We start from the raw sequence: 12,430 nt of genomic DNA, 5'->3' as shown, positions 1-12,430 counted from the left end.
AGCGGAGGAGACGATGAGCGACCAGCCCGACGACTCCGTCCCCGCGCGGCTCGACCTGCCGAGTGGTGACTTCCTCCGTCCCCTGGTGTCGAGCGACGCCGACCTCCTCGGTGCGGCGATCGGGGAGCGCCGCGCGTGGCTCGAAGCGCTCCTCCCAGGAGGAGCCGATCCGCATGACGATGTGGAGGCCCTCCGGCTCGTCGAGGGCGCTGCCCGCGCGGGCCGGGCGCACGCGTTCGTCCTCGTCGACGACTCCTGGACCACGGTGCGAGGAGCGTTGAGCGTCGTGCCCAACGAAGGGCGCACGGCGACCGCGTCCTGGTGGGTCCTCCCGGAGCTGCGCGGATCGCGCACCGAGGAGGAGTTCGATGCGTTCGCGCGTCGCTGGCTGCTGACACGGTGGCCGTTCGATTCCGTCGAGACTCCGGACAACCACCCCGAGGACCCGGCTGCTCTGGCCGGAGCGAACATCCTCGCGGTGCTGCCCGACGCCCCGCAGCGCACGCCCCTGCCGGAGCCCGACCTCGACGCCGCGCGGCGGCTCTGGTCCGAGTACCCGGGCTCCGGACCGCATCCGCTGCCGCCGGTCGAGTCCTTCGGCGACTCCGTCGAGCTGGCCGACGAGCTGCTCGCACTGGTCGCGCGCGGAGTGAAGACCGCGACCGCGTCCCTGGTCGGCGACGATCCGGTTCCCGTGGCCGGCGATCACTGGATCGTCTGCGACGGGACCGGCGCACCGCGGCTCGTCCTGCGCGATGACGACGTCAGGATCGGACCGCTCGACTCGGTCGACGAGGCGTTCGCCTGGGCCGAGGGGGAGGGCGATCGCACCCGCGAGTCCTGGCTGTCCGGGCATCGGCGCTACTTCGCTCGCGAGGACCCGGAGTCCGAGCTCGAGGAGGTCGTGTTCGAGCGCTTCCGGGTCGTGTGGCCGCAGGCCGCCGCCGATCGCGCCGCCGCCTTCGCGACATCCGCGGCCGCGGCGCTCCCGGACTAGGCCGACTCGGGGTCCCAGCCCCCACTCTCGGGGGTTCCCCGGATGCCGCTCCCAGGAGTGCTGCGACAGAGTGGATCCATGGCCACTCTCACTCGCCCCCGTCGGGGCACGATCATCGCCGGTGTCTGCGCCGCGCTCGCCCACCGCTTCGGCTGGAGCCCGTTCCTGGTCCGTCTGCTCTTCGTGCTCTCGTGCCTGCTGCCGGGACCGCAGATCATCGCCTACATCATTCTGTGGATCGTGATCCCGAAGCAGAGGTGATTCCGCGCTCCCGTGTGGAGCGCACTCTGAGCGCACGTTCAGGAGTCCTGCGTGCGAGCGTCCTACCGTGTCGCTGAGCGACCGCTTCCACGCGGCGCCGAGGAGGAGATCATGGGATTCCTGGACCGACTGCTGGGACGCGAAGAGCCCGCCGAGAACGCACGACGCGATTCGGGACGGCCGGACGGGCAGCAGCCCGCCTACGGCACCCCGCCCGGACGCTCCGCCCGCAGCGAGGACGAGATCGCGATCGAGCGGTACCGCTATCTCCTGCGCACCGCGCCGCCCGAGGCGCTGGAGCAGGTGCACCGTGAAGCTTTCGAGCAGCTGACTCCGGAGCAGCGCCAGCAGGTCTTCCGCGAGCTGAGCGAGGGCGCGCCGGTCGGCGACGCCCCTCGGAGCGACGACCCCCAGGCGCTCGCGCAGTCCGCGACCCGCAGCGAGCTGCGTCAGCCAGGCTTCATGGAGCGGCGGTTCGCCGGCGGCGGCGCGGGCGGGATGGGCTTCGGGGGAGTCCTGGCGTCGTCGATGCTCGGCACGATCGCCGGATTCGCCATCGGCTCGGCGATCGCCGGTGCGTTCCTCCCGGACGCCGGCGGCGAGTACGCCGGCGGTGAGGGCGGCGAAGGCGATGCCGGAGCCGACGGCGGCGACGCCGGAGCGGACGCGGGAGGCGACTACGGCGGAGGCGACTACGGCGGAGGCGGGGACTTCGGCGGAGGCGACTTCGGGGGCGGCGACTTCGGCGGCGGCTTCGACATGTGACCGCACGACGGAGCCCCCGGACCGCGCGAGCGGGGACCGGGGGCTCCGTGCTGTCCGGGGCGCTCAGCTCTCGTCGAGCAGCATCGCCTTCACCTCGCGGCGCAGCACCTTGCCGATCATGTTGGTCGGCAGCTCGTCGATGACGACGATCCTCCGCGGCACCTTGTAGGGCGTGAGCGCCTCGCGGACGAGCGCGCGCGCCTCCGACTCGTCGAAGTGCGCGCCGGGCTCGAGCACGACGGCGGCCGCGACCATCTCGCCGCTGCGGGCGTCGGGGAGGCCGACGACCGCCGCGTCCCTGACCGAGGGGAGCCGGCGCAGGACCTCCTCGACCTCGGACGGAGCGACGTTGAAGCCGCCGGTGATGATGAGCTCCTTGATGCGGTCGACGAGGCTGATGAAGCCGTCCCCGTCCATCGTGGCGATGTCGCCGGTGCGGAACCAGCCGTCCGAGGTGAACGAGTCCGCGGTCTCCTGCGGCTTCCGGTGGTATCCGCGGAACACCTGCGGTCCTCGCACCACGAGCTCGCCCTGCTCGCCGAGCGCGACGTCGACGGAGGGGTCCTCCGGTTCGACGATCCGCACGTCCGTGCCGGGCAGCGGCAGGCCGACGGTGCCCGCGCGCCGCGTGGGGCCGACGGGGTTCGCCATCAGGACCGGCGAGGTCTCGGACAGGCCGTAGCCCTCGACGAGGGTGCCTCCCGTCTCCTGCTCGAAGCGGGCGACGAGCGCGGGGTCCAGCGGCATCGCCCCCGAGATGGCGATCTCGATGCCCTGCAGCGAGACTCCCTTCTCGCGGGCCCGCGCGGCGAGCCGCTCGGCGATCGGAGGAACGGCAGGCAGGAACGTCGCGGGGTGCTTGCGCACGACCTTCAGCACGAGGTCGGGGTCGAACTTGGGGAACAGCACCAGCCGCGCCCCCATGCTCATCGCGAAGGTGAGGCAGAGGGTGAGGCCGTAGGCGTGGAACATCGGCAGCACCGCGTAGACCACGCAGTCGCCGCGGCGCACCGTCGGCACCCAGGCGCGGGACTGCGCGGCGTTCGCCGTCAGATTGCGATGCGTGAGTTCGGCGCCCTTGGGAGTGCCGGTGGTCCCGCTCGTATACTGGATCACCGCGAGGTCGTCGGCTGTCGGACGCGGGTGAGCGGAGTCGATCCGGCGACGCAGCAGCGAGTCCCACTCGATCGCGCCGCGCACGCGCCCGGTGAGGGCGGCGCGGGATTCGCGCGCCTTGCGGATCGGCAGGCGGAGGGCCGCGCGCATCGGCGCGGGCATCGCCCTGGTGAGGTCGACCGCTACGACGGTCTCGACCCCGAGATCGGCGGGCAGCTCCTGGACCAGGGGCACGATGCGATCCCAGGCGATCGCGACGCGCGCGCCGTGGTCCTCGAACTGGTGCCGCAGCTCCCGCGGCGTGTAGAGCGGGTTGTGCTCGACGACCACCGCTCCCAGCCGGAGGACGGCGTAGAAGGCGACCACGTGCTGGGGGCAGTTGGGCAGGATCAGGGCGACCGGATCGCCCTCGCGGACGCCCAGTCGGCGCAGGCCCTCGGCCACGCGCTCCACATCATCCGCGAGCTGGGCGTAGCTGGTCGCACGGCCGAAGAACTCCAGCGCGACCTTCTCGGGGTACTGCGCCGCCGACTCCGTCACGATGTCGAGGAGCGAGCCCTCGGGGGGCTCGAGCTCCGTCGGCACTCCGGGTGCGTAGCTGCGGATCCAGGGACGGGGCGCGGGGCTGCTCACCCGCACCACTCTAGGCGCACGGGCCGACGCCGCCCCTCGGGCGGGCGTCGGCCACCGGCGTCAGGCTCGGGCGACCGCGTCCTCGACGGGCACGTCACCCGAGACGAGCTCCCAGGTCCGTCCGATGGACGCGGGCTGCTCGAGCACGGCGACGACCACGGCCGCGACGTCCTCGCGGGGGATGCTGCCGCGCTCGACGGTCTCGCCCAGCTCGACCCGGCCGGTGCCCTCGTCGGTCGTGAGCCCGCCCGGGCGCAGGATGGTCCAGTCGAGATCGGTCTTCCTCAGCGCCGTGTCGGCGTCGCGCTTGGCCTCGACGTAGGCGCGCCAGACCTCCTCGGTGTCCTCGGCCAGCGGCTCGTCGACGCCGATCGCGCTGATCTGGACGAAGCGGCGGATTCCGGCCGCGGCCGCGGCCTCCTGGCTGAGCACGGAGGCGCCCAGGTCGACGGTCCGCTTGCGCTCGATCCCCGAGTCGGGGCCGGCGCCGGCGGTGAAGACGAGGGCGTCGACGCCCTCGAGCAGCGCCGCGAACTCCTCGGCGCTCGAGTTCTCGAGGTCGTGGACGAGCGGCTCGCCGCCCAGTCGCACGATGTCCTCGGCGTGCTCGGGGTTCCTGATCACTCCGACGGACTCGTGCCCGGCGTCGTAGAGCAGGTGCAGGATCTGCTGACCCACCTTGCCGTGGGCTCCGATGACGGCGACTCGTGTCATGCGTGTTCCTCTCCTCGGCGGGGCGCGGAGCCCCGGTGCTTCCTCCGCCGCGGCGGCGGTGGCCCCATCCTGCCTGCGGCGGATGGGAGTGGCGTTCAGGCTGCCAGGCGGTCGTCGCGCCCGGTGACGGCGAGCAGGCGCGTCTGCAGCGGGGCGTCCTCGCCGACGGGGACCGGAGCCGCGAACAGCCCGCTCGCGCGCAGCGTCTCCTCCTGCGGCGCGAACAGCTCCCAGACGGCCGCCACGAGCTCCTCGTCGAGCGTCTCGTCGGTCCCGGTGGCGCGGGCGAGGTCCCAGGCGTGGATGGTGACGTCCGACACCTGCTCCCTGACCAGCTCGAGCGCCGTGACGGAGTCGCGACCGAGGCGCAGGACGGCCTCCGGTCGGGCGGAGGAGGCGGCTGCACGCGTGTCGGCAGTGACGCGGCTCCACTCGCTGCGCAGGTCGCTGCCGACCGGCTCGAGGCGGATCGGGGACTCGTCTCCGCCGGACAGCAGCGTGTGCGCGCGCTGCTGCTCGCGGACGACGTGCAGCACGAGCGCGCGGGTGTCCCATTCGGTGTCGGGGGTCGGCGCCGACCAGTCCACGACGGCGGCCAGGCGGCTCTCGAAGGCGGCGTGCGCGCGCTGCTGCAGGTCGAGCCAGCGGCTCATCTCGGTGGCGGTGGGGGAGGCGGGCTCGTGCGTCATGTCTTCTCCGGAGCGTCGTCGTCGGTGCTCGGGACAACCCCGATCGGCGCCGGGCCATTCCCGCAGCGGGTGAGCGCCTCCTCCTCGCTCGTCGCCGAGCGCCGTGTCGGAGGTGCGTGCGAGCATGACAGGACGGCATCGGCAGAGGGCGAGCAGGACGGCACGTGAGCAAACAGGACGGAAGCGGCCGGCAGGTCACGCTCGACCCCGTCGACGATCCGCGCGCCAGCATCCTGCACATCGACATGGACGCGTTCTTCGCCTCCGTCGAGCTGCTCGAGCGGCCCGACCTGCGCGGTCGCCCGGTGATCGTCGGGCACATCGGGTCCCGGTCCGTCGTCACCGCCGCGACCTACGAGGCCCGGCGCTACGGGGTCAACTCGGCGATGCCCATGGCCGTGGCGCTCCGCCGCTGCCCGCAGGCCGTCGTGCTCGAGCCGCACATGGACCGCTACCGCGAGGCGTCCCGGCGGGTCATGGCCATCTTCGACTCCTTCACCCCGCTCGTCGAGCGGCTGAGCATCGACGAGGCGTTCCTCGACGTGGCGGGAGCGCGCCGCCTGTCCGGCACGCCCTTCGCCATCGGCACCGCGATCCGCGAGCGCGTCCACTCCGAGCTCGGCCTCACCTGCTCCGTCGGGATCGCCAGCACGAAGTTCGTCGCCAAGCTCGCCTCCGGACGCTCCAAGCCCGATGGCCTGCTCGTCGTGCCGTCCGACGGCGTGCGCGAGTTCCTCGATCCGCTGCCCGTGAGCGCACTCTGGGGCGTCGGAGCGAGCACGGAGGAGGCGCTGCTGCGCCGCGGATTGACCACCGTCGCCGACGTCGCCGCGACCCCGCTGGCTGTGCTGATCTCCTCGCTCGGCGAGGCGACCGGCCGCCGCCTGCACGCCCTGTCGAACGGAGTGGATCCGCGCCCCGTCGACACCCGCGTCGTCGAGAAGAGCGCAGGCCACGAGATCACCTTCGCCGACGACGTCGCCGACCCCGAGCTGGTCCGTCGCGAGCTCCTGAGGCTCTGCGACAAGGTCGCGGTCCGCCTGCGTCGCGGCGGAGTGCGCTGCCGCACGGTGGCGGTCAAGGTGCGCTTCGGCGACTTCAGCACGCTCACGCGCTCCCGGACGCTGCCCGAGGCGACGGACGTGGCGCGGGTCCTCTACGAGGCGTCGTCGGCACTGCTGGAGGCGGCGAACCCGATGCGCCGACCCGTGCGCCTCATCGGCGTGCGCGGCGAGCAGCTCGTCGACGGCGACGAGGTCGCCTTCTCGCTCTGGAACGACTCCGACGACTGGCGCGACGCCGAGCTGGCGGTCGACGGGGTCGCGGCGCGCTTCGGCACCGGGGCCGTCCGACCCGCGTCGCTGCTGGCGCGCTCGGCGCCGGAGTCGGCGAAGGGCATCGACCTCAGCGACACGCTCGCTACGCGGAGCCGATCGTCAGACTGACGGGCCGGTGGTCCGATCCGTTGGGCGGCAGTACCTCGACGGTCGCGGCGGGCACGCCGTCGGCGAGGGCGTGGTCGAGGCCGACCAGCGGGAGGAGCGACGGCCACGTGGCAGGGAACCCGATGCCCGAGGTGCGCACGAGCCCGGCCTGCTCGAGCACCGGGGCGAGCAGGTGGTCGTCGGTCGCCGTGTTGAAGTCGCCCACGACGAGAGTCCTCGGGGACTCGTCCGCCGCGAGGGCATCGGCCAGACCGGCGAGAGTCGCATCGCGCTCCTCGTGGTCGCCGAGACGGAACGAGGCCAGGTGCACGACGAGGAGCCGGCTCGTCCCCACCGTCGTGCCGATGTCGACCGCGAGCGCGCGGTCCCAGCCGAGCCCCAGATCCAGCGGCTCGCCGTTCGAGAGCACCTCCCGGCTCCAGACGCCCACTGTCCCGACGACGTAGGAGTGCGGGTAGGCCTCCGACAGCTCGTCGTCGACCGCGTCGCGCGCGTCAGCGGTCAGCTCCTGCAGCGCGATCACGTCGGGCTCGGCAGAGGCGAGCTCCGCCGCGACGGCGCCGGCCTCGCCGCTGCCGCCGATGTTCTGGCTGACGACCGTGAACGAACCGGAGCGTACAGCGGCAGCAGGCACCGCGACGGGCAGGACCAGCACCCCGTAGACCATCGCGAGCACCGTCACGGCCGCACCGGCACCGCGCGAGCGCAGGGCGACGGCCGAGGCGACGAGCAGGAGCACCGCGAGTCCGGACCACGGGATCGCGGTCTCGACGACCGACAACCAGCCCGACGCCTCCGGGAGCACGCGGTGGAAGGCGAGGAACGCGGCCAGCCCCGTGCTCGTCACCGCGACCGCGGTCGAGCGGACCGGGTGTCGACGGCGGGGGCGGGAAGGCATCCTCGATCATCGCATCGGCTCCCTCGACCGGGATGGGGGAGTGCTGTGCGCGCCCGCGCGGCGGTTGTCGCCGCCGAGAGCCGCGGAGTAGCGTTCGGGCATGCCCAACATCGCCGTGTCCCTGGCCGACAAAGTCACCTCCGCGGGTACCGCGACGATCTACGGGGAGCCCGTGAGCGTCGACGGCGCCACGATGGTCCCGGTCGCCCTCCGCTGGTTCGGCTTCGGCGGGGGCAGCGGATCCGAGGACGGTCAGGAGGGCGGCGGTGGTGGCGGCGGCGGTGCGGTCGTGCCGATCGGCGCCTACATCAAGGACGACCTCGGCCTGCGCTTCCAGCCCAACATCGTGTCGGTGCTCGCTGTCGGCATCCCGTTCGTGTGGGTGACCGGCAAGGCCCTCGCACGCATCGTGCGGGCCCTGAAGAAGTAGGGGCGCTCAGCGCGTCCGGATCGGGCGCGCGGTGAACCAGGTCGTCTTGGTGCGGCCGAATCCGACGACGAGTCGCTCCGCGTCGGTCGGGCGACGCGGGTCGTACACGACGACGACGGGCTCGCCCGCCATCCACGCGTCCCCTCGACGCTGCGGCGTCTTCAGAGCGCGCCGCTCCTCGCCGTTCTCGGGCCGGTAGGCGACGAGCAGACGCCCGGCGCGCGCTCCCGGGTCGTCCGCGATCACGCGCCCGCGGACCCGCCTGCCCTGTGCCAGCAGCTCGCGGCGGAGGCGTCGTCGCCGCTGATGGACGAGCACCTGCAGCAGCAGGAGCAGCAGGACGGCGAGAACGACGACCACCGACCACAGCATGCTGTCTATGATTGCTGACGAACACGGGAGTCCGGTGCACCGGACTGAGAGGAAGGCTTTCAGCCTTCGACCGTCGAACCTGATCTGGGTCATGCCAGCGAAGGAACGTTTCGATCTCCTCTTACTACCCGTGCCCTCCATTCGCTTCCACGAAAGGGCACGTCAGTGCAGAACACCACCACCCCCTCCGCCCGCACCGCTCCGCGCCGCGATCTGCGCTGGCGCGTCGTCGACATCGTCGTGGCGAGCGTCGTCGCCGTCGCGAGCGGCATCGTCTTCTGGGCCTGGGGCCTGGCGACGAACGTCCTCGGCCTCGCGTTCGAGTTCCTCCCCGGGCTCGGCGGGATCCTCGGCGGCGGCTGGCTCTTCGCCGGCGTCCTCGGCGGTCTCATCATCCGCAAGCCCGGTGCAGCGCTCTACACCGAGCTGCTCGCCGCGGTCGTCTCCGCGCTCATCGGCACCCAGTGGGGCTACCTGGTCCTGCTCTCCGGGCTCGTGCAGGGTCTGGGAGCCGAGCTCATCCTGGCCCTGTTCCTCTACCGCAGCGGCCGCCCGATCGTCGCTCTGCTCGCCGGAGCGGGGGCCGGGCTCGCGCTCGCGATCAACGATCTGCTCCTCTGGTACGTCGGAGTCGACGGGCTCTTCGCCACGGTCTACATCGTGTCCTCGATCGTCTCCGGCATCCTTCTCGCGGGCCTGCTCCCGTGGCTCGCGGTCCGCGGACTGGCCGCCTCCGGAGCGCTCGACCGCTTCGCCTCGGGACGCGAGGGCCGGGTGATCGACGGAGCGGCCACGGGCGCCCGATGAGCGGCGCGGCGGTCTCCGCTCGCGGATGGAGTTGGCGGCACGCCGGGCGCTCCCGTTCCGCGGTCACCGGGCTCGATCTCGAGATCGCAGCCGGGGAGCGGGTGCTCCTGCTCGGCCCCTCGGGCGCGGGCAAGAGCACTCTCCTGCACGCTCTCGCCGGAGTCCTCGGCGGCGAGGAGGACGGTGCGTCGACCGGCGAGCTCGTCCTGGACGGGGACGCACCGGTCCGTCGTCGCGGAGTCGCGGGCCTCGTGCTCCAGGATCCGGACACGCAGGCGGTGCTCGCCCGCGTGGGCGACGACGTGGGCTTCGCCTGCGAGAACCTCGGTGTCCCGGCGGGCGAGATCCCGGAGCGGGTGCGGCAGGCGCTCGACGACGTCGGGCTGGATGTCGCGCTGGACCGGTCCACCTCGGCGCTCTCGGGCGGTCAGAAGCAGAGGCTCGCGCTCGCGGGTGTGCTGGCGATGCGTCCCCGACTCCTGCTGCTGGACGAGCCGACCGCGAATCTCGACCCCGACGGGGTCCGCGAGGTGCGCGACGCGGTCCAGCGCAGCACGGCGCGCAGCGGGGCGACCCTCGTCGTCGTCGAGCACCGGGTCGACGTGTGGGTCGATCTCGTCGATCGGATCGTCGTGCTCGGCTCGGACGGCGCGGTGATCGCCGACGGTGCGCCGTCGACCGTGCTCGAGGAGACGCGTGCGGTCCTCGTGGACGCCGGCGTGTGGCTGCCGGGGGAGCGCCCCGCACGCCGCCCGGGACCGGATGGCGCCGCCCCTCGAGCGCTGCGCACCGTGGATCTGGCCATCGCGCGACCGCTCTTCGGAGTCCGCCACCCGCCCCGCGTCGCGGAGGGACTGGACGTCGAGATCGGGCAGGGCCGCGTCACCGCCGTCCTCGGGCCCAACGGAGCGGGCAAGTCGACGCTCGCGCTGACCCTGGCCGGGCTCCTGGATCCGGCGGCGGGACAGGTCATCGCGTCGGACGAGGTCCGGGCCGGGGCGTCTCCGCATCCGCACCGCTGGCGCTCGAGGGAGCTCGCGGACCGGGTCGCGATGGTCTTCCAGGAGCCGGAGCACCAGTTCCTCACGGCGCGCGTGCGGCAGGAGCTGCACCTCGGCGCCCGCGACGAGTCGGAGCGCTCCCGCGCCGACGCGATGCTCGAGCGGCTCGGGCTGTCCTCGCTGGCCGACGCCAATCCGTTCACGCTGTCGGGTGGGGAGAAGCGGCGCCTCGCCGTCGCCTCCGCTCTGGTGCGCCGGCCGTCGGTCGTCGTGCTCGACGAGCCGACCTTCGGCCAGGACCGCCGCACCTGGGACGTGGTCGTGGACCTGCTGGCCGAGCTGCGGGCGGACGGGCGCGCGATCCTCACCGTCACGCACGACGAGCACCTCGTCGACGCCCTCGCCGATGGCGTCCTGCCGCTGGGCGCGGCTCAGGAGATCCGGCGATGACCCTCCTCGACGCCGTGCCCGCCCGCGGAAGGATCGCCCGGGCGAACCCCGTGGCGAAGCTGCTCGCGAGCCTCCTGATCGCGATCGTCCTGGTCCTCACCCTCGACGCGGTCTCGGCGGCGACCGCGCTCGCCCTCGAACTGCTCGTGCTGCCGTTCGCGGGGCTGAGGCTCGGCGACCTGCTCCGCCGCACGGCTCCCGTGCTGTTCGCCGCTCCGCTGGCCGGGATGACCACCGTCCTCTACGGACGCGACAGCGGGGCGGTGCTCGCCGAGTTCCTCTTCGTCAGCGTCACCGACGGCTCGGTCGCGCTGGGAGGTGCGATCACCCTCCGCGTGCTGGCCATCGGCCTCCCGAGCGTCGTGCTGATCGCGACGACCGATCCGACGGACCTCGCCGACGGACTCGCGCAGATCCTGCGCCTGCCGTCGAGGTTCGTCCTGGGCGGTCTCGCCGGCATGCGTCTCGTGGGCCTGCTCGTCGACGACTGGCGGACGCTGTCCATGGCGCGGCGTGCCCGCGGCGTGGCCGACGGCCGCGGCCCGGTCCAGGCTCTCCGCAGCCTCGCGGGTCGCACGTTCTCCCTGCTGGTGCTCGCCATCCGGCGGGGGAGCCGACTCGCGACCGCGATGGAGGCGAAGGGGTTCGGAGCGGACACGCCGCGGACCTGGGCGCGGGTGTCCCGCTTCGGCGGCGGTGACGCCCTCCTCGTGCTCGGCGGAGCCGCGATCGCGGGCATCGCCGTCAGCGCCGCCGTGCTCGCCGGCACCTGGAGCTTCGTGCTGCGTGGCTGAGCCCCTGACTCCCCGCGTCGCTCGCGCGCTGGCCCGCCGGATCGTCGATCGACGCGCTCGCACCGTGCTCGTCGACGGTCCGAGCGGATCGGGCAAGTCGACCTTCGCGGTGGACCTGCTCGCCCGTGTCCGCGCGGCCGCCGGCGCACCCGAGGCCGCACTCGTGCGGATGGACGATCTGTATCCGGGCTGGTCGGGCCTGGACCGGGCGGCCACGGAGGTCACCCGGGATCTCGTGCGCCCGCACGCCCTGCACGGGACCGGCCGCTGGCAGCCCTGGAACTGGGCGAGCGGGACGTCGGCTGGTCCGGTCGTGGTGCGCTGCCCATTGCTCGTCGTGGAGGGCTGCGGTGCCGCGACAGCCGCGAGCCGAGCGGTGGCGGATCTCACGATCTGGATCGAGACGGGCGACGTCGAGAGGCGCCGGCGCGCACTCGCTCGGGACGGAGCGCTCTTCGAGTCGCACTGGGACGAGTGGGACGAGCAGTTCCGGCGCTACCGGCTGCGCGAGCGGCCCCGCGAGGGCGCGGACGTCGTGCTCGACACCGGCTCCTGACTGGGGCTCAGGCCCAGCCGAGCTCGTGCAGCCGGTCGTCGTCGATCCCGTAGAAGTGCGCGATCTCGTGCACGAGGGTCACGTGGATCTCGTCCCGCAGCTCGTCGAGCGTCTCGCAGGCGGCGAGGTGGGGCTCGCGGAACAGCACGATGCGGTCGGGCATCTCGCCGAAGCCGTACCGCTCGCGCTCGGTGAGCGCCACTCCGTCGTAGACGCCGAGGAGATCGAGGGAGCCGTCCTCGGGACGGTCCTCGACCACGAACACCACGTTGTCGAGGCCGTCGACCATGTCGTCCGGGAGCTCATCGAGCTCGGCGATCACGAGTCGTTCGAACGCCGCTTCGTCCAGTTCGAGCATCGTCGCCTCCGGTATGGGAAAGGGCCCGGAGTCGTGACGACTCCGGGCCCTCCTGGGGTGAGTAACGGGGCTCGAACCCGCGACCTCCTAGACCACAACCAGGCGCTCTGCCAACTGAGCTATACCCACCAGGACGGTGTTCCG

At 72.9% G+C, this 12,430-nt stretch carries 15 protein-coding genes, 1 tRNA gene and 1 riboswitch; of the genes, 9 read left to right on the top strand and 7 right to left on the bottom strand.

Going from position 1 to position 12,430, the window contains the following annotated elements; genetic code table 11:
- Positions 1-13: 13 nt before the first annotated feature.
- From LRG51_RS02955 to LRG51_RS02945, 3 genes are all read left to right on the top strand, one after another.
- Positions 14-997, top strand: coding sequence for an ASCH domain-containing protein (locus LRG51_RS02955; protein ID WP_230671090.1), 984 nt, complete (start codon positions 14-16; stop codon positions 995-997).
- Positions 998-1,075: 78 nt separating this feature from the next.
- Entirely contained in the window at positions 1,076-1,258 is a 183-nt protein-coding gene (locus LRG51_RS02950; protein WP_055792497.1) for a PspC domain-containing protein, read from the top strand.
- 111 nt (positions 1,259-1,369) lie between these two features.
- On the top strand, positions 1,370-2,023 hold the full coding sequence (locus LRG51_RS02945; protein WP_230671088.1) for a hypothetical protein: 654 nt from the start codon (positions 1,370-1,372) through the stop codon (positions 2,021-2,023).
- Between the two features lie 63 nt (positions 2,024-2,086).
- On the opposite strand, the gene LRG51_RS02940 is transcribed toward LRG51_RS02945, so the two are convergent.
- From LRG51_RS02940 to LRG51_RS02930, 3 genes are all read right to left on the bottom strand, one after another.
- On the bottom strand, positions 2,087-3,772 hold the full coding sequence (locus tag LRG51_RS02940; RefSeq protein WP_230671086.1) for a long-chain-fatty-acid--CoA ligase: 1,686 nt from the start codon (positions 3,770-3,772) through the stop codon (positions 2,087-2,089).
- Positions 3,773-3,832: 60 nt separating this feature from the next.
- On the bottom strand, positions 3,833-4,486 hold the full coding sequence (locus LRG51_RS02935) for an SDR family oxidoreductase (protein WP_055792487.1): 654 nt from the start codon (positions 4,484-4,486) through the stop codon (positions 3,833-3,835).
- A gap of 95 nt (positions 4,487-4,581) precedes the next feature.
- Positions 4,582-5,175: a TIGR03086 family metal-binding protein gene (locus LRG51_RS02930; protein WP_200931014.1), complete on the bottom strand. Its 594-nt coding sequence runs from the start codon at positions 5,173-5,175 to the stop codon at positions 4,582-4,584.
- 164 nt (positions 5,176-5,339) lie between these two features.
- Between LRG51_RS02930 and dinB the strand changes: the two genes are divergently transcribed.
- Positions 5,340-6,620, top strand: coding sequence for a DNA polymerase IV (gene dinB, locus LRG51_RS02925; protein ID WP_230671084.1), 1,281 nt, complete (start codon positions 5,340-5,342; stop codon positions 6,618-6,620).
- Here dinB and LRG51_RS02920 read toward each other — a convergent pair.
- On the bottom strand, positions 6,595-7,518 hold the full coding sequence (locus LRG51_RS02920; RefSeq protein WP_230671082.1) for an endonuclease/exonuclease/phosphatase family protein: 924 nt from the start codon (positions 7,516-7,518) through the stop codon (positions 6,595-6,597). The two genes, dinB and LRG51_RS02920, sit on opposite strands and share 26 nt — an antisense overlap.
- A 100-nt stretch (positions 7,519-7,618) precedes the next feature.
- Here LRG51_RS02920 and LRG51_RS02915 point away from each other — a divergent pair, with 100 nt between their 5' ends.
- Complete coding sequence (locus LRG51_RS02915) at positions 7,619-7,948, top strand: hypothetical protein (protein WP_055792478.1); 330 nt, start codon at positions 7,619-7,621, stop codon at positions 7,946-7,948.
- A 6-nt stretch (positions 7,949-7,954) separates the two neighbouring features.
- On the opposite strand, the gene LRG51_RS02910 is transcribed toward LRG51_RS02915, so the two are convergent.
- Positions 7,955-8,320, bottom strand: coding sequence for a DUF3592 domain-containing protein (locus LRG51_RS02910; RefSeq protein WP_230671077.1), 366 nt, complete (start codon positions 8,318-8,320; stop codon positions 7,955-7,957).
- A gap of 14 nt (positions 8,321-8,334) precedes the next feature.
- Positions 8,335-8,443: riboswitch (TPP riboswitch) on the top strand.
- A 42-nt stretch (positions 8,444-8,485) separates the two neighbouring features.
- On the opposite strand from LRG51_RS02910, the gene LRG51_RS02905 reads away from it, so the two are divergent.
- Genes LRG51_RS02905 through LRG51_RS02890 form a run of 4 tightly spaced genes read left to right on the top strand, consistent with a single transcriptional unit; the run spans position 8,486 to position 11,928 of the window.
- Positions 8,486-9,127, top strand: coding sequence for an ECF transporter S component (locus LRG51_RS02905; RefSeq protein WP_230671075.1), 642 nt, complete (start codon positions 8,486-8,488; stop codon positions 9,125-9,127).
- Positions 9,124-10,578 carry an ABC transporter ATP-binding protein gene (locus tag LRG51_RS02900; protein WP_230671073.1) on the top strand — a complete coding sequence of 485 codons (1,455 nt, stop codon included), beginning with the start codon at positions 9,124-9,126 and terminating at the stop codon, positions 10,576-10,578. The genes LRG51_RS02905 and LRG51_RS02900 overlap by 4 nt, the downstream gene beginning before the upstream one ends.
- Positions 10,575-11,372, top strand: coding sequence for an energy-coupling factor transporter transmembrane component T family protein (locus LRG51_RS02895; protein ID WP_230671070.1), 798 nt, complete (start codon positions 10,575-10,577; stop codon positions 11,370-11,372). The genes LRG51_RS02900 and LRG51_RS02895 overlap by 4 nt, the downstream gene beginning before the upstream one ends.
- A complete protein-coding gene (locus LRG51_RS02890) occupies positions 11,365-11,928 on the top strand; it encodes an ATP-binding protein (RefSeq protein ID WP_230671068.1) in 564 nt (187 codons plus the stop codon). Before LRG51_RS02895 ends, LRG51_RS02890 begins: the two co-directional genes overlap by 8 nt.
- A gap of 7 nt (positions 11,929-11,935) precedes the next feature.
- Here the strand turns inward: LRG51_RS02890 and LRG51_RS02885 are convergent, their stop codons facing one another.
- On the bottom strand, positions 11,936-12,286 hold the full coding sequence (locus LRG51_RS02885; RefSeq protein ID WP_230671067.1) for a metallopeptidase family protein: 351 nt from the start codon (positions 12,284-12,286) through the stop codon (positions 11,936-11,938).
- Positions 12,287-12,339: 53 nt separating this feature from the next.
- Positions 12,340-12,415 (bottom strand) — tRNA-His (locus LRG51_RS02880).
- Positions 12,416-12,430: the final 15 nt, after the last annotated feature.

Source organism: Rathayibacter sp. Leaf248, from assembly GCF_920939495.1.
Lineage (GTDB): Bacteria > Actinomycetota > Actinomycetes > Actinomycetales > Microbacteriaceae > Rathayibacter > Rathayibacter caricis.
This window is presented reverse-complemented; position numbering and strand designations above follow the sequence as displayed.